Origin of the sequence: Microbacterium azadirachtae (assembly GCF_000956545.1) — a bacterium.
In the GTDB taxonomy this organism is placed as follows: Bacteria; Actinomycetota; Actinomycetes; order Actinomycetales; family Microbacteriaceae; genus Microbacterium; species Microbacterium azadirachtae.
Window position 1 is genome coordinate 64840 of record NZ_JYIT01000069.1, and the last position, 18288, is coordinate 83127.

An 18288-nucleotide genomic window follows, 5' to 3' on the forward strand; every position below is an offset into this window, starting at 1 on the left:
CTGGCGTAGGTTTGAGGGCGTGAAAGCCAACCCCGCGCACCAGCTCGTGCTTCTCGACATCGCCGACATCGACCGCCGCATCCTGCAGGCCGACTACGCGCGCACGCACCCGGCGCAGGGAGAGCGGATCAACGAGCTCGCCGCGCAGCGGCAGGGGCAGCTGCGCGAGCTGACGGCGCTCTCCGGCGCCCGCGACGACGTGCAGGTCGAGCTGAAGCGCCTGGAGTCCGACGTCGCTCTCGCGGCGCAGCGCCGTGACCGCGACGCCGAGCGGCTCGCCGCCGCGCAGAACCCGAAGGACGCGGTCGCCCTCGAGCAGGAGATCGCGAGCCTCGTGCGCCGGATCAGCGACCTGGAGGACGCGGAGCTCGAGATCATGGGCCGGTTGGAGGAGGCCGAGGCCGCGGTCGCGGCTCAGCAGGCGCTCATCGACGAGACCGTGGCCGAGGGCACCCGGCTGACGGCCGAGGCAAAGGCTCTGATCGCGGCCGCGACGACCGAGAGCGAGCAGCTCGCGCGCGACCGCACGGCGCTCGTCGATTCCGTCTCTCCGTCGCTGATGGCGGAGTACCAGCGGCGCGTCGGCCGCACCGCGGGAGCCGCGCTGCTGCGTCGCGCCACCTGTGAAGGGTGCCGGATGGTGCTCTCGGGCACCGACCTGAACGTCATCCGGCAGGCTGCCGACGACGACGTGGTGTCCTGCCCGGAGTGCGGCTGCATCCTGATCCGCACGGAGGAGTCCGGGCTCAAAAGCAGCGCTCCGGCCGCCGACTGATCGGGCTCCGGCCCGCGGATCGCGGGCGGCTCAGAACTCTTCGTGGGTCGCCGGATCGGCGCCCCAGAGGCGGCCGTCCGGTCGGCCGAGCGCGGTGATGGCGGCCACCTCCTCCGCGCCCAGGCGCACCTGGGCGGCGGCGAGGTTCAGCGCCTGATGCTCGGCAGTCGCCGCCTTCGGGATCGCCACCACGCCGCGGGCGGCGTGCCACGCCAGCACCGCCTGTGCCGGCGTGATCCCGTGGGCCGAAGCGACCTGGACGAGGGCGGGGGCCTCGAGCACGTCGCCCGCGCGGCCGAGTGGGCTCCATGCCTCGGTGATGATGCCGTGCGCACGGTGGTAGGCGAGCGCCTCGTCCTGAGGGAAGCGGGGATGCAGCTCGATCTGGTTCACGACGGGCCGCACGCCGGTCGCGTCCTCGATGCGCTCCAGGTGATCCGGGAGGAAGTTCGACACGCCGATCTCGCGCACCAGGCCGCGGTCGCGCGCCTCGACCAGCGCCTGCCAGGCCTCGACGTAGGTGTCCCGCCGCGGCAGTGGCCAGTGGATGAGGAACAGATCGATCGCGTCGAGCCCGAGTCGGAATCGGCTCTCCTCGATCGCGTCGAGCGCCTGCGCCCTGGCGTGGTGGCGTCCGGCGAGCTTCGAGGTCACGATGAGCTCGGTGCGATCGACGGCGGCGCCCGAGATGCCCCAGCCGACGGCGCCTTCGTTCTCGTAGTTGAACGCCGAGTCGATCAGGCGGTAGCCGGTCTCGATCCCGCTGCGCACGGCGTCGGCGCCGGCTTCGCCGCGGAACCCGTAGGTGCCGAGGCCCTGCGCCGGCAGGGTGAAGCCGTTGTGGGCGGTGAAGGGCGATGCATCGGACATGGGGGTCTCCTCTCCGGTGCTTCCACGCTAACCGCCGTCGTCCGGGGTCGCCCAAGGTCCGCGATACATGCCGACACAACCCGGCGGGGTCCTGCGCGTACGGCCGCTGTGTCGTGCGGGGAGCGCGCGAGGGCGTAGATTCGAATGCATGATCGAATCGGCCGCCGTGCACGAGGTCGTGCTGGGGCGGTCCGCACGGTCGGGCCACTGGCGACTGCTCGGCTTCGGAACGGACGGTGCGTCCCGGGGCGAGGCAGAGGTCGCCGCCGACGACCTGCACGGCGTCCTCGCCGAGATCGAGGAGGCGGCGAAGCCGCGCTGGGTGGTCCGGAGCCTTCGTGAGGTCTACCCGCCGCTGCTGGCGGCGGGGATCCGGATCCGGCGCGCGCACGATCTGCTGCTGTGTCACGCGATCCTCCGCGACACGGCGAGCCTCCGCGAGCCGCTGGCCGCGTCGTCCCGGTGGGTGCGCGCGGATCCGCTCACGATTCCGATCTCCTCGCCCGGTCTGTTCGACCTGAGCGACGTGTCGGCGTCGACCGCCGCCGAGGAGCCCGCAGAGATCGACGAGCTGCTCGCCGAGTACGCCCGCCAGCGGGAGGCGCTGCGCCGGGCGCCGGACGGGCGTCTCGCACTGCTCTGCGCCGCCGAGTCGACCGGTGCTCTCGTCGCCGAGGAGATGACGGCGGCGGGCCTGCCGTGGAGCACGGCGGTGCACGAGGGCCTTCTCGCCGAGGCGCTCGGCCCGCGTCCCGTCCCGGGTGCGCGTCCGGCGCGGATGGCCGAGCTGGCCGTGACGATCGCGACGACCCTGGAGGATCCGTCCCTGAACCCGGACAGTCCGCCGCGGCTGCTGAAGTCCCTGCGACGGGCCGGGATCCTCGTCGACTCGACGTCGCGCTGGGAGCTCGGCGAGGTCGAGCATCCGGTCGTCGAGCCCCTGCTCGCGTACAAGAAGCTCGCCCGCCTGTATTCGGCGAACGGCTGGCAGTGGCTGTCCGAGTGGGTGCGCGATGAGCGGTTCCGCCCGGTCTATCTGACCGGGGGCGTCGTGACGGGGCGCTGGGCCTCCAGTGGCGGGGGAGCCCTGCAGATCCCGCGGAGCCTGCGGCCGGCGGTGCGGGCGGACGAGGGCTGGGCGCTCGTGTGCGCCGACGTCGCCCAGCTCGAGCCGCGCGTGCTGGCCGCGATGTCGAAGGATCGGGCGATGGCCGCCGCGGCCCGGGGAGCCGACCTGTACGAGGGCGTGGTGCGCTCGGGCGCGGTGCAGACCCGGCAGGAGGCGAAGTACGCCGTGCTCGGTGCGATGTACGGCGCGACGACCGGCCCCAGCGGCCGCCTCGGCCCGCGCCTGCGCAGCGTCTTCCCGCGGGCGATGGCGCTCGTCGACGGGGCCGCCAGGACCGGCGAGGACGGCGGCGTCGTCTCGACGCTGCTCGGACGCAGCTCACCGCGCCCGGATGCGGCGTGGACGGCGGCGCAGTCCCGGGCGAGCGATCCCGAGGCGGATGGCGCGGACGAGCGCACGGCCCGCAGCCGGGCACGCGACCGCGGACGCTTCACGCGCAACTTCGTCGTGCAGGGGACTGCGGCGGAGTGGTCGCTGCTGTGGCTGGCGGAGATCCGCCATCGGCTGAGCGCGCTGCCCGAGGCCGCCGTGCCGGCGACCGGATCGGGCCCGGTGTTCGGCCGCAGAGCGCATCTCGCCTTCTTCCTGCACGACGAGGTGATCGTGCACACGCCCGCAGAGCTCGCCGAGGAGGCAGCGCGGGCGGTGCGGGAGTCGGCGGAGGCCGCCACCCGTCGGCTGTTCCCCGGTTTCGAGATCGACATCCCCCTCGACCTGCGCATCGCGGAGGATGCCGGCAAGGCCTCGTAGACTGGGGGAGAACGGGTCGGCCGGACGGTCGCGTGGCGGGAGACCGCCCCGAGGAACGTCCGGGCTCCACAGGGCAGGGCGGTGGGTAACACCCACCCGGAGCAATCCGCGAGAAAGTGCCACAGAGAGAAGACCGCCCCGCAAGGGGTAAGGGTGAAAGGGTGGTGTAAGAGACCACCGGGGGCCGTGGTGACACGGCCCGCCAGGTAAACCTCGCCCGGAGCAAGGCCAGACAGGGGATGATGACGCGGCCCGCCGAGTCCCCGGGTAGGCCGCTGGAGCGGCGCGGCAACGCGTCGCCGAGAGAGATGACCGTCGAAGGGGCTCGCCCCGGAACAGAACCCGGCGTACAGGCCGGCCCGTTCCCCTGCATGAAGAAGGCCCGGATCCCCTGCGAAGCGGATCCGGGCCTTCTCTCTGGGAGCGCCCGTCGAGGGCGGCCTCAGTCGGCCGCGAGCGAGGCGGCGCCGATGATGCCGGACGAGTTGCGGTGGATCGCCGCGACGATCGGCGTGTTCAGGTCGAGCAGCGGCAGGAACTTCTCCGGGTGCTTGGACACGCCGCCGCCGACCACGAACAGGTCGGGGCTGAACAGGAACTCGACGTGCGAGAAGAAGTCCTGCAGGCGTGCGGACCACTCCTCCCAGTCGAGCTCGTCCCGCTCCATGGCGGAGTACGCGGCCCACTTCTCGATCGACTCGCCGCGGAAGTCCAGGTGGCCGAGCTCGGTGTTCGGGACCAGGACGCCGTCGTAGAGGAAAGCGGATCCGATTCCGGTGCCGAGCGTGGCGAGGATCGTGAGCCCGCGGGCGTCGCGGGCGGCGCCGTGCCGGCTCTCGGCGACACCTGCGGCGTCGGCGTCGTTCACGAAGGTGATCTGGCGGCCCAGGCCGTCCTCGAAGAAGCGCTCGGCCTCGAAGCCGATCCAGTCCTTCGCGACGTTCGCGGCGGACAGCGTGCGGCCGTGCTTCACGATCGCGGGGAAGGCGACGCCCAGGGGCAGCGTCGAGTCCTGCACGCCCAGCGTGGTGAGCACCTCCTTGACGGTGGCCAGCACATCCGCGGGCTTGGCGCCCTTCGGAGTGGGGATCCGGATCCGGTCAGAGTCGAGGGTGCCGTGCTCGAGGTCGACGATTCCCGCCTTGATGCCGGTGCCGCCGATGTCCACGCCGATCGCTTTTGCCATGCGCAACAGCCTAGCGAGAGGCGGACGCCCCAGTAGGATCGTGACAAGAACACAGGAGGAGCAGCGATGAGCGACGCGCAGCGCGACGACAAGTACGACGGCGAGGACTTCGGCGACGAGAAGTACTGGTTCAACAGCAAGACCGGCCAGGTCGAGCACGGCATGCTGTCCTCCTCGCTCGACCGCATCGGCCCGTTCGACACCGCTGCCGAGGCGGCCCGCGCGCCGCAGGTGCTCAAGGAGCGTTCGCGGCTCTGGGCTGAGCAGGACGCCGCGGAGGACGACTGGGGCGGGGCGGACGGCACTCGATGAGCGGGATGGACAAGCAGCGCGACTTCGTGCTGCGCACCATCGAGGAGCGGGGCGTCAAGTTCATCCGGCTCTGGTTCACCGATGTCATCGGAACCCTGAAGTCGGTGGCGATCGCGCCGGCCGAGGTCGAGGGCGCGTTCGCGGAGGGCATCGGCTTCGATGGCTCCGCGATCGAGGGGCTCACGCGCACGTTCGAGTCCGACCTGCTCGCGCAGCCGGATCCGACCACGTTCCAGATCCTGCCGTGGCGCGGTGAGATCGACCCGACGGCGCGCATGTTCTGCGACCTCACCACTCCGGACGGTCGCCCGGCCGTGGCCGACCCGCGGCACGTGCTCAAGCGCACGCTCGCCAAGGCGGCGGACGCGGGCTTCACTTTCTACACGCATCCCGAGATCGAGTTCTACCTGCTGAAGTCGTCGCAGTTCGGGCCGGAGGGTCCGGTGCCGGTCGACTCGGCCGGATACTTCGACAACGTGCCTGGCGGCACAGCGCACGACTTCCGCCGTCGTTCGGTGCGGATGCTCGAGGACCTCGGCATCTCGGTGGAGTACAGCCACCACGAGGGCGGTCCCGGCCAGAACGAGATCGACCTCCGATACGCGGACGCGCTCACCACGGCGGACAACATCATGACGTTCCGCACCGTGGTGAAGGAGGTGGCGATCGAGCAGGGCGTCTATGCGACGTTCATGCCGAAGCCGCTGAGCAACCACCCGGGAAGCGGCATGCACACGCACATGTCGCTCTTCGAGGGCGACCTGAACGCGTTCTACGAGGAGGGCGCGAAGTACCAGCTGTCGCGCACCGGACGGCAGTTCATCGCGGGTCTCCTGCGGCACGCCAACGAGATCTCCGCGGTCACGAACCAGTTCGTCAACTCGTACAAGCGGCTGTGGGGCGGGGACGAGGCGCCGAGCTTCGTCACGTGGGGGCATGCGAACCGCTCCGCGCTGATCCGGGTGCCGATGTACAAGCCGAACAAGGGCCAGTCCACCCGCATCGAGTACCGTGCCCTCGACTCCGCGACGAACCCCTACCTCGCGTACGCGCTCATGCTCGCCGCGGGACTCAAGGGAATCGAAGAGGGGTACGAGCTGCCGCCCGAGGCCGAGGACAACGTGTGGTCGCTGAGCGATGCGGAGCGCCGCGCGCTCGGCTACGCGCCGCTGCCGGCGAGCCTCGACCACGCGCTCGAGTACATGGAGGAGTCCGAGCTCGTGGCGGAGACCCTCGGCGAGCAGGTCTTCAACTACGTGCTGCTCAACAAGCGCAGGGAGTGGGAGCAGTACCGCGGTCAGGTCACGCCGTTCGAGCTCAAGAGCAACCTCGAGCTGCTCTGATCGAGGCGCGGCGTGCCCCGGTTCGATGACTCGCTCTCGCTGTCCGCGCTCGCCCGCCTGGGCTTCGTCGGGCTGTCCGCAGCCTCGGCAGGCCTGGGCGAGCTCGCGGAGGTCGCGGGGGTCCCCCCGGCCGGTCTGATCGCGGGGCTGCGCAGCGCCGACCCCGATGAGGCGCTGGCCGGGCTCATCCGCGTCGGCCGCCGCGATCCTGCGGCGGTCGCCGCGGTGCTCGGCGATCCGGACGCCCGGGCGAGGGCGTGGGCCGTGTTCGGCGCCTCGCCCGGTCTGGGCCGGTTCTTCGAACGCCGTCCGGAGGAGCTCGCGCTGCTGCGCAGCGCGCCGGCCTGGCTCCCGACCGCCGACGAGCTGCGGGCCGGGCTGCTCGCCGCCGTCGGCGCGACGGAGGGCTTCGCCGCGACCGGGGACGCGGACGCCCGGATCCGCCTGCGCATCGCCTATCGCCGCGCCGTGGTGCGGATCGCGGTGTGGGACCTCTCGACGGCGGATCCGGTCGAGGCGGTCGCCGCGGTCGCATCGGCCCTCGCGGACGCCGCGTCGGCCGCCCTGGAGGCCGCCCTCGCCGTCGCGCGCACCGCCGTCGCGGGAGCATCGCTGGACTCGCGCCGAGAGGTCTCGTCCACCCGCCTGGCGATCATCGGCATGGGCAAGACCGGGGCGCGCGAGCTCAACTACGTGAGCGACGTCGACGTCATCTACGTCGCCGGCAGCGCCGACGAGGAGCTGCTGTCCGAGAGCCGGGCGATCGACCTCGCCACGCGCCTCGCCAGGGAGACGATGCAGGTGCTCTCCGGGATCGAGGCCGAGCCGCCGCTCTGGGAGGTCGACGCGGCGCTGCGCCCCGAGGGCAAGCAGGGCGCCCTGGTGCGCTCGCTGGCCTCTCACGTGGCGTATTACGACCGCTGGGCGAAGAGCTGGGAGTTCCAGGCGCTGCTGAAGGCCCGGGCGATCGCCGGCGATCGCGACCTCGGCCGCGACTACATCGAGGCCGTCCAGCCGAAGGTCTGGTCGAGCGCCGCACGCGAGGACTTCGTCGGGAGCGTGCAGCGCATGCGCGAGCGCGTCACCGAGCACATCGCCCCGGAGGACGTGCCGTACCAGCTCAAACTGGGGCCGGGCGGGCTGCGCGACATCGAGTTCACGGTGCAGCTGCTGCAGCTCGTGCACGGACTCACGGATCCGCAGATCCGCACCCGGGGAACACTCGAGTCCCTCGACGCGCTCGTCGACGGCGGCTACATCGGTCGCGCCGAGGCCGCGCTGTTCGGCCGCGACTACCGGGTGCTGCGCCTCATCGAGCACCGGCTGCAGCTGCGCGAGATGCAGCGCACCCACCTCGTTCCCCGCGAGGAGGAGGCGCTGCGCGTGCTCGGCCGGGCCACAGGGCTCGCCGACACCGCGGAGGGCATCCGGAGGGTCTGGGAGGACGTCCGTCGCGAGGTCCGCGATCTGCACACGCGCCTGTTCTACCGTCCGCTGCTGAGCGCGGTGGCGTCGCTCCCCGAGGAGGAGCGCACGCTCTCGACCGACCAGGCGCACGATCGTCTCGCCGCGATCGGCTTCCGCGACCCCGCCGGCGCGCTGCGGCACATCGGCGCCCTCACCACCGGTCTCAGCCGGAAGGCCACCATCCAGCGCCATCTGATGCCCGTGATGGTGCGCTGGTTCGCGGACGGGACGGATCCGGACTACGGCCTGATCGCGTTCCGGCGGATCAGCGAGCGCCTCGGCGACACGCCCTGGTTCCTGCGTATGCTGCGCGACTCCTCGGGAGCGGCGGAACGGCTGACGCGGGTGCTGTCGACCTCTCGCTACATCGGCGAGCTGATGGAGTGGATCCCCGAGTCCGTCGCGTGGCTGGAGAGCACCGAGCAGCTGCGGCCTCGCCCGTGGCAGGCGCTGGACGAGGAGGCGCGTGCCATCCAGACCCGGCACGACACGATCCTGGACGCGATGCGTTCGGTGCGGGCGCTGCGGAGACGCGAGCTGCTGCGCACCGCGATGGGCGCCGTGCTCGACGTGCTCACGATCGACGATGTCGCCGTCGCCCTCACCGCGATCACCGAGGCCACGATCCAGGCGGCTCTGCGCGCGGTGCGCCGTGACGTGGTGCCGGTGGAGGACGACGCGCTGGACTTCTCGGTCATCGCGATGGGGCGTTTCGGCGGCGCGGAGCTGGGTTTCGGATCCGACGCGGACGTGCTGTTCGTGTACGACGCGAACGGCGTCGAGCCGCAGCGCGCTCAGCAGCTCGCGGCGCGCACGGTCGCCGGTCTCAGGGAGCATCTGACCGATCACCGTCTGCCGCTGGAGCTGGACGCCGATCTGCGCCCCGAGGGGCGCAACGGCCCTCTGGTGCGCAGCCTGGACGCGTACGCCGAGTACTACCGGCGCTGGTCGCTGTCGTGGGAGGCGCAGGCGCTGCTGCGCGCAAGAGGCGTGGCGGGCAGTCACAAGCTCATCGAGCGGTTCATGATGCTGGCCGACGGCGTGCGCTATCCGGAGGCGATCGACCTCGCGTCGTTGCGGGAGATCAAGCGCATCAAGGCGCGTGTCGAGGGGGAGAGGCTCCCGCAGGGCATGGATCCGCGGCGCCATCTGAAGCTCGGACCCGGCACTCTCAGCGACGTGGAGTGGCTGATCCAGATCGTGCAGCTGCAGCACGCGCACGCGGTGCCCGCGCTGCAGACGACCTCTACGCTCGCCGCACTCGACGTCGCGGTGGAAGCCGGCTTCGTCCCGGTGGATGCGGGGGAGCGGCTGCGCGAGGCATGGCGTCTGTCGAGCCGGCTGCGCTCGGCGATGACGCTGCTCAGCGGCCAGACCAAGGATGTGCTCCCGTCGGATCCCCGGGAGCTCGACGGCGTCGGCCGCATCCTCGGCTACCCCGATCGCTCGGCCGTCGCGGTCGAGGAGGAGTACCTGCGCGTCACGCGTCGCGCCCGCAAGGTGTTCGAGACGCTCTTCTACGGCTGACCGGCGGCGATTCGCCGTTCGCGCCGGGAGCAGGCAGGCTGGAGGCATGACGACGATCGGTGTGGTCCGCAATCCGGTGAAGCTCGGTTCCGAGGAGGAGGTGCGCGCGGCCATCCTGCGCGACGCTCCCGACGCCGACATCCGGTTCTACACGACGACGGAGGACGATCCGGGGCGTGCGATGGCACAGGACGCGGTCGAGGCGGGCTGCGAGCTCGTGCTGGCCGCCGGCGGTGACGGCACGGTCCGCGCGGTCGCGGCCGTGCTCGCCGGGACCGACAGCGCACTCGGGATCCTGCCGCACGGGACCGGCAACCTGCTCGCTCGCAACCTGGGCGTTCCCCTCGGCGGCACGGAGGCCGCAGTGGCGCACGCCCTGGCCGCCGCGCCCCGCCGCATCGATGTCGGGACGATCGAGGTGACCGACGGCGACGACCGGGGTGAGCACGTCTTCGTGGTGATGGCCGGGCTGGGGCTCGATGCCCGCATGCTCGAGGAGACGGACGACGAGCTCAAGGCGAAAGCGGGATGGCTGGCCTACGTGAAGGCGCTGGGTGCGGCCGCGGCGGGGACCGAGCTCGTGCGGGCCTCGCTCTCCCTCGACGATGAGGAGGCGGACCACGCGCGGATCCACACGCTGATGATCGGCAACTGCGGCACGATCCAGGGAGGCATCACGCTGCTGCCCGATGCTGTCCCCGACGACGGCGAGCTGGATCTGCTGCTCGTCAGTGCCGACGGCGTGGCGGACTGGTTCGAGACCGTCCGCACCGTGGTCTGGGACAACGGGCTGCGCCGTCTGCTCGGCGGGGAGACCACGAGCACGGATGTCGTGCGCCATGCGTCGGCACAGCGGATCCGAGTCGAGCTGGAGGCGGCGCAGCCGTTCCAGATCGACGGCGAGGAGCACGGTGCCGTGCGCGCCTTCACAGCCGGCATCCGGCCCGGGGCACTGCTGGTCCGCGCATGAGCGTCTGCGTCGGCGGGCGCGATCTGCACACGTCGCCGGTGAACGCAAGCCCCTTCGCCGGCATTCGGGCGGCGGTTAGCGTGGCGGCATGAGCACGATGGATCCGGCGCCCGGCGCGCCTGCCCCCGCGGATGCCGACGGCGAGCGCGAAGCGGCCAGGCAGTGGCATCCGTACGTGCCCAGCGCCGAGGTGAAGGCGCGGATGGATGCTCTCGAGCGTCGTGCGGAGAAGCCGATCCCGATTCCGAGCTTCCCGCCGCTTTCCGCCTGATCCGCCCGAGCCGTCCTCGCGCCGACACCGATCGCGACGCGGGTTTGCGTGTCGGCGCCGCGGGGACGAACATCGCACTGTGACCGAGTTCGACAGCATCGCGGCGGAGCTGTATTCAGGCGCGCCGGGCGACTTCGTGTCCGCACGGGACGCCCGTGCGAAGCAGATCGCGGACGCCGACGTCGCGGCCCGGATCCGGGCGCTGCGGAAGCCGACGACAGCGGCCTGGGTCGTCAACCTGTTCGCGCAGGAGCGCGCGCAGCAGCTGCAGGAGGCGCTCCGGCTCGCCGCGGCGCTGCGCGAGGCGCAGGCCGATCTCGACGCGCAGACCCTGGCGAAGCTGGGCCATGATCGACGCGCGCTGACCGGGCGGCTCGCCGAGGACGCGGCCGAGCTCGCCCGCGCGCGCGGAGGACGCATCACCGCCGCGACGCTCGACGCCGTCCAGCGGACGATCTCCGCGGCGTTCTTCGATCCGGGCGCGGCGATCGCAATCGCCTCGGGGAGGCTGACGGCCGAGCTCGACATCGGCGACGGCACGCCCCTGGATCCGTCCACCGTGGTCGCCGGCGACGTTGCGGACGCGCCTGCGGCGCAGGAGCGCCCGGACGACGAGCTGGCCGCGATGAGGGAGCGCCGGCGGGCTCAGCACGCGTTGAGGGAGGCGGAGCGTGCCCGGGACGCTGCGGAACGCGATCATGCCGCGACGCAGCGCGCGCTCCACGACGTGTCGCGACGCGCCGAGCGGATCGCGGCGCGCATCGACGAGCTCGAAGACGAGTTGAGGACCGCCCGAGAGAGCGCGCACGCCGTGGCCACGACTCTGACGGGAGCCGAGGCGGAGGAGCAGCGCGCGGCCGCCGAGCTCGCACGCCGCGAGACGGCTGTCGCGGAGGCGCGTGCGGCAACGGCCGGAGACGCGCCCGCCTGAGACGGTGCTCCGCGGCGCCGGCGCCGGGTGCCGCGGGGGAGCACACGTCTTCGTGTCGCGTAATAGATCCGCTCCTGTCGTATCTCTCACGATGCGAGCTTTCTCGCCCTGCCCCCTTAGGGGGGCTTGCACTGGGGAATCACACACTGGGGAGGGCTTATGCCCGCAATTGAAGAACTCGACGCGCCCGAACGGCGCGGCATCGATCGCCGCACGATCGTCAAGGGCGCCGCATGGGCGATGCCCGTGGTGGCGGCCGCGATCGCTGTGCCGAACGCGACGGCCTCCACGGCGTGTGCCGTGGCGGTGCCGGGCTGGCAGGCGTGGAGCAGCGGCACCACCGGCTCGTTCACCTCCGGCACCTGTGGCGGTCAGCAGCCTCAGGCCGACGGGAAGTGGTGGCAGTGGTGCGACGCGACCACGACGTCGAACTACACCCTCTCAAAGTGCACGACCGTCGCGATGGTCGCAGGCAAGACGTACTCGATCACGTTCACGACGCAGGCCAACAGGGGCAATCCCGCGCCCGATTCGCCGGCGAACCTCGTGCTCGCGATCGGCGGATCCCAGGTCTGGGCCGGATACACGGTCGGCACGACCGGCAAGAGCGCGAACCCGGGCGGGACCAACACGCACCTCCTGACCACGTCCGTGAACGGAAGCAACTACACCGACCAGACCTGGACGGTGCTCTACACGGCGCAGACGACCGGTGACGTCCTGGTCTGCTACACCTGGACGGCCTATCAGCGGACCAGTGCGAACGGGAACGTCTCGACCGACGACATCGGCACGTCGGTCCCGGCGATCAGCTGCACCTGAGCTCCGGCACGACCCGAGATCGTGTGCGCGGGGCCCGCACGCACGGAAGAACCCGCCTCAGCCCGGGGGAAGCTGAGGCGGGTTCTTGAGATCTCGCGGGATCCTTACACGCCGTAGTAGAGCTCGTACTCGTACGGGTGCGGGCGCTGGGCCATCGGGAGGATCTCCTTCTCGTACTTGTACGAGATCCAGGTCTCGATGAGCTCCTCGGTGAACACGCCGCCCTCGAGCAGGAAGTCGTGGTCGGCGCGGAGCGCCTCGAGCGAGTCCAGCAGGGAGTTCGGGACCTGCGGGATGTTCTTGGCCTCCTCGGGCGGGAGCTCGTAGAGGTCCTTGTCGATCGGCTCGAGCGGCTCGATGCGGTTGCGGATGCCGTCGAGGCCTGCCATCAGCTGCGCGGCGAAGGCGAGGTACGGGTTGCCCGACGCGTCCGGCACGCGGAACTCGATGCGCTTGGCCTTCGGGCTCGAGCCGGTGAGCGGGATGCGGATCGCGGCGGAGCGGTTGCCCGCGGAGTAGGCCAGGTTGACCGGAGCCTCGAAGTGCTTCACCAGGCGGTGGTAGCTGTTGAGGGTCGGGTTCGTGAAGGCGAGGACCGCGTGCGCGTGCTTGAGCAGACCGCCGATGTACCAGCGGGCGGTGTCGCTGAGCTGGCCGTAGCCGTTCTCGTCGAAGAACAGGGGCTTGCCGTCGAGCCAGAGGGACTGGTGCGTGTGCATGCCGGAGCCGTTGTCGCCGAAGAGGGGCTTCGGCATGAAGGTGGCGGTCTTGCCCCACTCCTCGGCCGTGTTCTTGACGATGTACTTGAACTTCAGGATGTCGTCGGCCGCGTGCACCATCGTGTCGAAGCGGTAGTTGATCTCCTGCTGACCGGCGGTGCCGACCTCGTGGTGCGAGCGCTCCAGGTGGAAGCCGGCGTCGATCAAGCGCAGGGTGATGTCGTCGCGCAGGTCGGCGGTCTTGTCCACCGGGGCGACGGGGAAGTACCCGCCCTTGAACGGCGTCTTGTTGCCGAGGTTGCCGCCCTCCTCCTCGCGACCGCTGTTCCACGCGGCCTCCTCGGAGTCGACCTTGTAGAAGCTCTCGCCCGCGGTCACCGAGTAGCGCACGTCGTCGAAGATGTAGAACTCCGCCTCGGGCGCGAAGTACGCGGTGTCGGCGATACCGGTGGAGGCCAGGTACTTCTCGGCCTTCTTGGCGACCTGGCGCGGGTCCTTGCTGTAGATCTCGCCGGTGCGCGGGTTGTAGATGTCGAACACCATGACGATGGTGCTCGCCTCCCGGAACGGGTCCACGTACGCGGTCGTCACGTCGGGGATGAGCTGCATGTCGGACTCGTGGATCGACGCGAAGCCGCGGATCGAGGAGCCGTCGAAGAGCTGGCCGTTGGTGAAGAAGTCCTCGTCGACCGTCGCGGCCGGGATGTTGAAGTGCTGCTGCACGCCGGGCAGGTCGGTGAAGCGGATGTCGAGGAACTTGACGTCATTGTCGCGGATGTACGCGAGCACGTCGGCGGGGGTGGTGAACATGCATCAACTCCTGGAGGAACGGGTGCGGTCGAGCGACCTGCAAGCAGGTTACGGGCGAGGGATGACGCGGCCGTGTCTGGAATGTTTCCGGCGTGTTACGTCCCGGGGGAGGGAGCGGCACACGCGTCGGGTGCTGCGCGCCGGCTCGCCTAGGCTGGAGGGATGTCCGACCCCGCGCAGACCTACCCCGGCGAACGACTCGGCCTCCCCAAGACCGGGTCCGGCAGCGTCGGACGTCTGGGACGCCGCGTCGCGGCCCTCGCGATCGACTATGCGGCGGCGACGCTGATCGCCAGCGCGTTCTTCGGCTTCCGCCAGTTCGACCTGCCCAAGGAGGCGGGGCTCACGCAGTTCGCGCCGATGATCGTGTTCGCGGTGCTGCAGATCGTGTTCATCCCGACCATCGGCGGCAGCCCGGGTCATCGGATCGTCGGGATGCGGCTCGTCATGATGAACGGCGGCTGGGTGGGGCTCTGGCGCCCGATCGTGCGCACCGTGCTGCTCATCCTCGTCATTCCTGCCGTGATCTTCGACGCCGATCAGCGCGGCCTGCACGACAAGGCCGTCGGAACCGTCCTGATCCGGGCCTGAGCGCTCGTCAGACGGCGGCGTGGCCTCGGTTCAGACGCCGATACGTCTTGGGCGCCTTGCCCCCCAGGAACGAGCGCGCAGGATCGATCGTGAAGCCCTGGCGCAACGCCTCCCGGCCGATCAGCATCCGGAACCCCATCTCGCTGCGGTTGCTCAGGGTGACTTCGGCGGTGACCCTGTGGCCGACCAGCACGAGGTCGAGCAGCACGACGAGCCGGCTCTGGGCGTGTCCGGACGAGGAACGCACGTCGCGGCGGTCGAACACGGGCAGCTCCACGGGGACGAGCTCATGGGCGCCCTGCCACGGCCGCACGTCGAAGCGCACCCAGGCGACGCCGTCGCGCTCGAACTCGCGGATGTGCTGGGCGTGCAGCGAGGAACTGCGCGCCCCCGTGTCGACCTTCGCCTTGATCCAGGGGATCCCGACGTCGGGGAGGGACACCCACTCCCGCCACCCGATAAGGGTGCTTGAATGAGTAGGTCGGTCCACAACACACATCCTGGCAGGAAATCACCGTGAAGCTCGCCGTGCTCTCGCGCGCCCCGCAGTCGTACTCCACTCAGCGTCTCCGAACCGCCGCGACGCAGCGCGGCCATCAGGTCAAGGTGCTGAACACCCTGCGCTTCGCGATCGACCTCACGGCGGATGAACCGGATCTGCATTTCCGTGGTCGCCGATTGAGCGACTACGACGCGATCCTGCCGCGCATCGGCAATTCGATCACGTACTTCGGCACCGCGGTGGTCCGTCAGTTCGAGCAGATGGACGTGTACACGCCGAACACGGCGAACGGGATCTCGAGCGCCCGGGACAAGCTGCGCGCGAACCAGATCCTGTCCCGGCACAACATCGCGATGCCCCCCACGGCGTTCGTGCGGAACCGGGCCGACGTCCGTCCCGCCATCGAGCGGGTCGGCGGTGCGCCGGTCGTCATCAAGCTTCTCGAGGGCACGCAGGGGATCGGCGTGATCCTCGCCCCGCAGGTGAAGGTCGCCGAGGCGATCATCGAGACGCTGCACTCCACCAAACAGAACGTCCTCATCCAGAAGTTCATCGCGGAGAGCCGCGGTCGCGACATCCGTGCGCTCGTCGTCGGTGACCGTGTCGTCGCGGCGATGCGCCGGGTGGCGAACGGCGACGAGTTCCGCTCCAACGTGCATCGGGGCGGCACCGTCGAAGCTGTGCAGCTCGACCCGGTGTACGAGCAGACGGCCGTGCGCGCGGCGCAGATCATGGGCCTGCGGGTCGCGGGCGTCGACATGCTCGAAGGCGAGGACGGCCCGCTCGTGATGGAGGTGAACTCGTCTCCCGGACTCCAGGGGATCGAGGCGGCCACCGGGCTCGACGTCGCCGGGGCCATCATCGACTTCATCGCGAACCAGGTCAACTTCCCCGAGATCGACGTCCGGCAGCGGCTGAGCGTGTCGACCGGCTACGGCGTCGCGGAGCTCGTCATCCATGCGGGCGCGGAGCAGGTCGGCAAGCAGCTCGGCGAGCTGGGCCTGTGGGATCGCGACATCACCGTGCTCACGCTGCACCGCGGCGTCACCGTGATCCCCAATCCGCGCAAGCACGTCGTGCTCGAGGACGAGGACCGTCTGCTCTGCTTCGGCAAGCTCGACGAGATGCGATCGATGATCCCGGAGCGCCGGCGCCGCCGGGCCAAGGTGCGCAAGCTCCCGAAGCAGCACCTGCCCGACTCCGTGGGCTGAGCATCGCCTCCGACGGGAACGACGAAGCGCCCGTCCCCGCGCATGAGCGGGGGACGGGCGCTTCTGTGTCAGGGAGGCTCAGCGCGGGCGCGGTGCGCGCGTCTTGAGCGGATCGATGCCCTTGGGGATCGGCAGCGAGGCAACCGACTGCGACACGGACTCCATGCGCTTGATGACGGCGGCCATGGTGGCGTTGTCGATGGCCTTCGGGAGCTTCTTGATCGTCTTGGAGAGCTTGTCGATGGAGACGTCGTCCTCGCCGTGCCCGACGTAGAGCACCGTCACCGGGACGCCCTGCGCGACGCGCATGGCCTTGGTCTTCTCATCCTTGACGAGACGGGTCAGGCGACCACGGGCGCCTTCGGCGACCACGACGATCCCGCCGCGCCCGATCGCGCGGTACACCGCGTCCTGCGACTTGGGGTTCACGCCCACGGGGATCTCGGAGCCCTGCCAGTTGCGGCCCAGGGAGGTGCTGATGACGTGTCCCGCGGCGCCGGGCATGCCGTCGATCTTCCGGTACATCGCCGTCGTCGAGAGGCGTGTCATCAGGAACATCGCCCCGAGCACGCCGCCGAGCAGGCCTGTGATGCCCCACAGCACGACGCTCCAGATCTGGAACGGGGGGATCAGATAGCCGACGATCACACCGATGAGGACGCCGGCGACCAGGATCGCGATCTGGGCCCAGGGCAGCCACGGGTAGATCTCCCGGGTGAAGCGGAAGAGCGAACGCAGCTGGGAGAAGAAGCCGGGCTGCTTCTCCGTCGCGGAGGGACTTTTTGCCATGTCTTCCAGCCTACCGATTCCGCAGGCGCTCGACGGCGCGGGTCTGCTCGCGCTGGGCGAACATGACCGTCCTGCACAGCAAGCCTCCGCCGCAGTTTGTGCACGGATCGCGCCTCCTAGGCTTCCGAGTCGGGAGGGGAGCGCTGGGATAGGGGCATGACCGAGAGCCCCAGATCCGTCGCCGTTGCGGGCGCGCACCGTTCGATCCGCGTGCTCGCCGACGGCGAGGGGCCGTTCCCCGGCGAGCTCGTCTCGCGGGGCGCGACGGTGGCGGTGCGGACGCCGGTGACTCGTCTGGCCGGATGGGCGGGCTGGGCGCATGCCGGGACCGAGCATGTCGCGGCCCCGCTCGATCTCGCGCTCGGCGCGGACGGGCAGGATGCGCTGCTGCCGTGGTGTGTGCGGACGGTCGACGCTCACCTCGTCCGCGGAGGCGAAGGCCCGTCCGTTTCGCGGGGAGGAGCGGTGACGCTCGCCGTCAGCATGCTGCGCGGCGTGGTGGAGCTCGCGCCCGAGCGGCGCGGAGCGGGCGAACCGGGCGAGGAGGCCCGCGGCCGATGGTGGCTGACCGACGACGGGCGGCCCGTCTTCGTGATCCCGCCTGCGGCGGCTTCGACCGAGGAGACGGTCTGCGTCGCGGCGCAGCATCAGCTGCGAGAGCTCGAGGGGCGCGTCGAGGATCGCGCGCTGAGGCGGCTGCTGGTCCGACTGGCGGATGCCCTGCACGATCCTCGGCGTCTCCGCGCCGAGGCGGCGCGCTGGGAGCAGGAGCTGCTCGAGATCGCCGCTCCGCGTCCCCTGCACGTGTCCGGGGGCGTGGGTGAGGGCCCGTCGCTCGAGGTCCCTCGGCGCGAACAGACGTCGCGGGCTCCGGCACCACGGCGGCGGGATCTGAGATCGGGAGATGCGATGCCCAGGCGGCGATCCGACGGGACCTCGCACGGCGTGAGGCGAGGTGCAGGGCCGCTGCGAGAGTCGATCGCCGGGTTGTGCGAGACGGCTGCGAGGCGGGCGGCGACGTTCCTGTCGCGGTTCGCGCGCTCCGCCCAGCCGCGTTCGCGCGTCCCGCGTCCGACTGCGCACCCGCGTCGCCGGTGGGCGGGTCCGACCGTGGTCGCGGTCGCCGCGGCCGTCGTGATCGTGCTGGGCGGTGCGCTGTGGCCGGTCGACGGGAGGAGCAGCGCGGACGCGGCCGATCACGCTCCCCGGCCGCGTCCGTCCTCGGCATCGGCGGCGCCGCGCGGGGCGGAGTCTCCCGCTGCATCCCCGAAGGCGCAGCCGACTCCCGCGCCCTCGGATGCCCCGCGCCCGCC

Annotated in this window: 17 protein-coding genes and 1 other RNA gene; 13 read left to right on the plus strand and 5 right to left on the minus strand. The window is 70.9% G+C overall.

The features are described 5' to 3' along the window. Positions 1–19 precede the first annotated feature (19 nt). The gene (locus RL72_RS06980; protein WP_045250091.1) at positions 20–775 is read left to right on the plus strand and encodes a zinc ribbon domain-containing protein; all 756 of its coding nucleotides are present in this window, start codon (positions 20–22) and stop codon (positions 773–775) included. 30 nt (positions 776–805) lie between these two features. On the opposite strand, the gene RL72_RS06985 is transcribed toward RL72_RS06980, so the two are convergent. Continuing rightward, on the minus strand, positions 806–1645 hold the full coding sequence (locus RL72_RS06985) for an aldo/keto reductase (RefSeq protein ID WP_045250092.1): 840 nt from the start codon (positions 1643–1645) through the stop codon (positions 806–808). 148 nt (positions 1646–1793) lie between these two features. Here RL72_RS06985 and RL72_RS06990 point away from each other — a divergent pair, with 148 nt between their 5' ends. Together RL72_RS06990 and rnpB are read left to right on the plus strand one after the other, a co-directional pair. Next, the gene (locus tag RL72_RS06990) at positions 1794–3524 is read left to right on the plus strand and encodes a bifunctional 3'-5' exonuclease/DNA polymerase (RefSeq protein ID WP_045250093.1); all 1731 of its coding nucleotides are present in this window, start codon (positions 1794–1796) and stop codon (positions 3522–3524) included. Between the two features lie 12 nt (positions 3525–3536). Continuing rightward, an RNA gene (rnpB, locus tag RL72_RS19130) (RNase P RNA component class A) lies at positions 3537–3890 on the plus strand. 76 nt (positions 3891–3966) lie between these two features. Here rnpB and ppgK read toward each other — a convergent pair. Then, positions 3967–4710: a polyphosphate--glucose phosphotransferase gene (gene ppgK / locus RL72_RS06995; RefSeq protein WP_045250094.1), complete on the minus strand. Its 744-nt coding sequence runs from the start codon at positions 4708–4710 to the stop codon at positions 3967–3969. Positions 4711–4776: 66 nt separating this feature from the next. Here ppgK and RL72_RS07000 point away from each other — a divergent pair, with 66 nt between their 5' ends. From RL72_RS07000 to RL72_RS07025, 7 genes are all read left to right on the plus strand, one after another. After that, a complete protein-coding gene (locus RL72_RS07000) occupies positions 4777–5022 on the plus strand; it encodes a hypothetical protein (RefSeq protein WP_045250095.1) in 246 nt (81 codons plus the stop codon). 5 nt (positions 5023–5027) lie between these two features. Then, positions 5028–6365: a glutamine synthetase family protein gene (locus tag RL72_RS07005; protein ID WP_045250096.1), complete on the plus strand. Its 1338-nt coding sequence runs from the start codon at positions 5028–5030 to the stop codon at positions 6363–6365. A 12-nt stretch (positions 6366–6377) separates the two neighbouring features. Continuing rightward, entirely contained in the window at positions 6378–9359 is a 2982-nt protein-coding gene (locus RL72_RS07010) for a bifunctional [glutamine synthetase] adenylyltransferase/[glutamine synthetase]-adenylyl-L-tyrosine phosphorylase (protein ID WP_045250097.1), read from the plus strand. A gap of 46 nt (positions 9360–9405) precedes the next feature. Further along, on the plus strand, positions 9406–10329 hold the full coding sequence (locus RL72_RS07015; RefSeq protein WP_045250098.1) for a diacylglycerol/lipid kinase family protein: 924 nt from the start codon (positions 9406–9408) through the stop codon (positions 10327–10329). A gap of 88 nt (positions 10330–10417) precedes the next feature. After that, the gene (locus tag RL72_RS19775; RefSeq protein WP_139168251.1) at positions 10418–10600 is read left to right on the plus strand and encodes a hypothetical protein; all 183 of its coding nucleotides are present in this window, start codon (positions 10418–10420) and stop codon (positions 10598–10600) included. 79 nt (positions 10601–10679) lie between these two features. Next, positions 10680–11531: a hypothetical protein gene (locus RL72_RS07020; RefSeq protein WP_045250099.1), complete on the plus strand. Its 852-nt coding sequence runs from the start codon at positions 10680–10682 to the stop codon at positions 11529–11531. A gap of 159 nt (positions 11532–11690) precedes the next feature. Beyond that, a complete protein-coding gene (locus tag RL72_RS07025; RefSeq protein WP_045250100.1) occupies positions 11691–12353 on the plus strand; it encodes a hypothetical protein in 663 nt (220 codons plus the stop codon). Positions 12354–12457: 104 nt separating this feature from the next. Here the strand turns inward: RL72_RS07025 and glnA are convergent, their stop codons facing one another. Next, positions 12458–13882 (minus strand): type I glutamate--ammonia ligase, encoded by a 1425-nt coding sequence (gene glnA, locus RL72_RS07030; protein ID WP_045250101.1) that lies wholly within the window; start codon positions 13880–13882, stop codon positions 12458–12460. A 162-nt stretch (positions 13883–14044) separates the two neighbouring features. Between glnA and RL72_RS07035 the strand changes: the two genes are divergently transcribed. Next, the gene (locus RL72_RS07035) at positions 14045–14473 is read left to right on the plus strand and encodes an RDD family protein (RefSeq protein ID WP_045250102.1); all 429 of its coding nucleotides are present in this window, start codon (positions 14045–14047) and stop codon (positions 14471–14473) included. A gap of 7 nt (positions 14474–14480) precedes the next feature. On the opposite strand, the gene RL72_RS07040 is transcribed toward RL72_RS07035, so the two are convergent. Beyond that, entirely contained in the window at positions 14481–14972 is a 492-nt protein-coding gene (locus RL72_RS07040; RefSeq protein ID WP_045250103.1) for an ATP-dependent zinc protease family protein, read from the minus strand. 17 nt (positions 14973–14989) lie between these two features. On the opposite strand from RL72_RS07040, the gene RL72_RS07045 reads away from it, so the two are divergent. Then, a complete protein-coding gene (locus tag RL72_RS07045; RefSeq protein WP_045250104.1) occupies positions 14990–16186 on the plus strand; it encodes a RimK family alpha-L-glutamate ligase in 1197 nt (398 codons plus the stop codon). Between the two features lie 78 nt (positions 16187–16264). Here the strand turns inward: RL72_RS07045 and RL72_RS07050 are convergent, their stop codons facing one another. Then, a complete protein-coding gene (locus RL72_RS07050; RefSeq protein WP_045250105.1) occupies positions 16265–16975 on the minus strand; it encodes a DUF4191 domain-containing protein in 711 nt (236 codons plus the stop codon). 156 nt (positions 16976–17131) lie between these two features. Between RL72_RS07050 and RL72_RS07055 the strand changes: the two genes are divergently transcribed. Continuing rightward, the coding region (locus tag RL72_RS07055; RefSeq protein WP_045250106.1) for a hypothetical protein at positions 17132–18288 on the plus strand (1157 nt) is incomplete at its 3' end.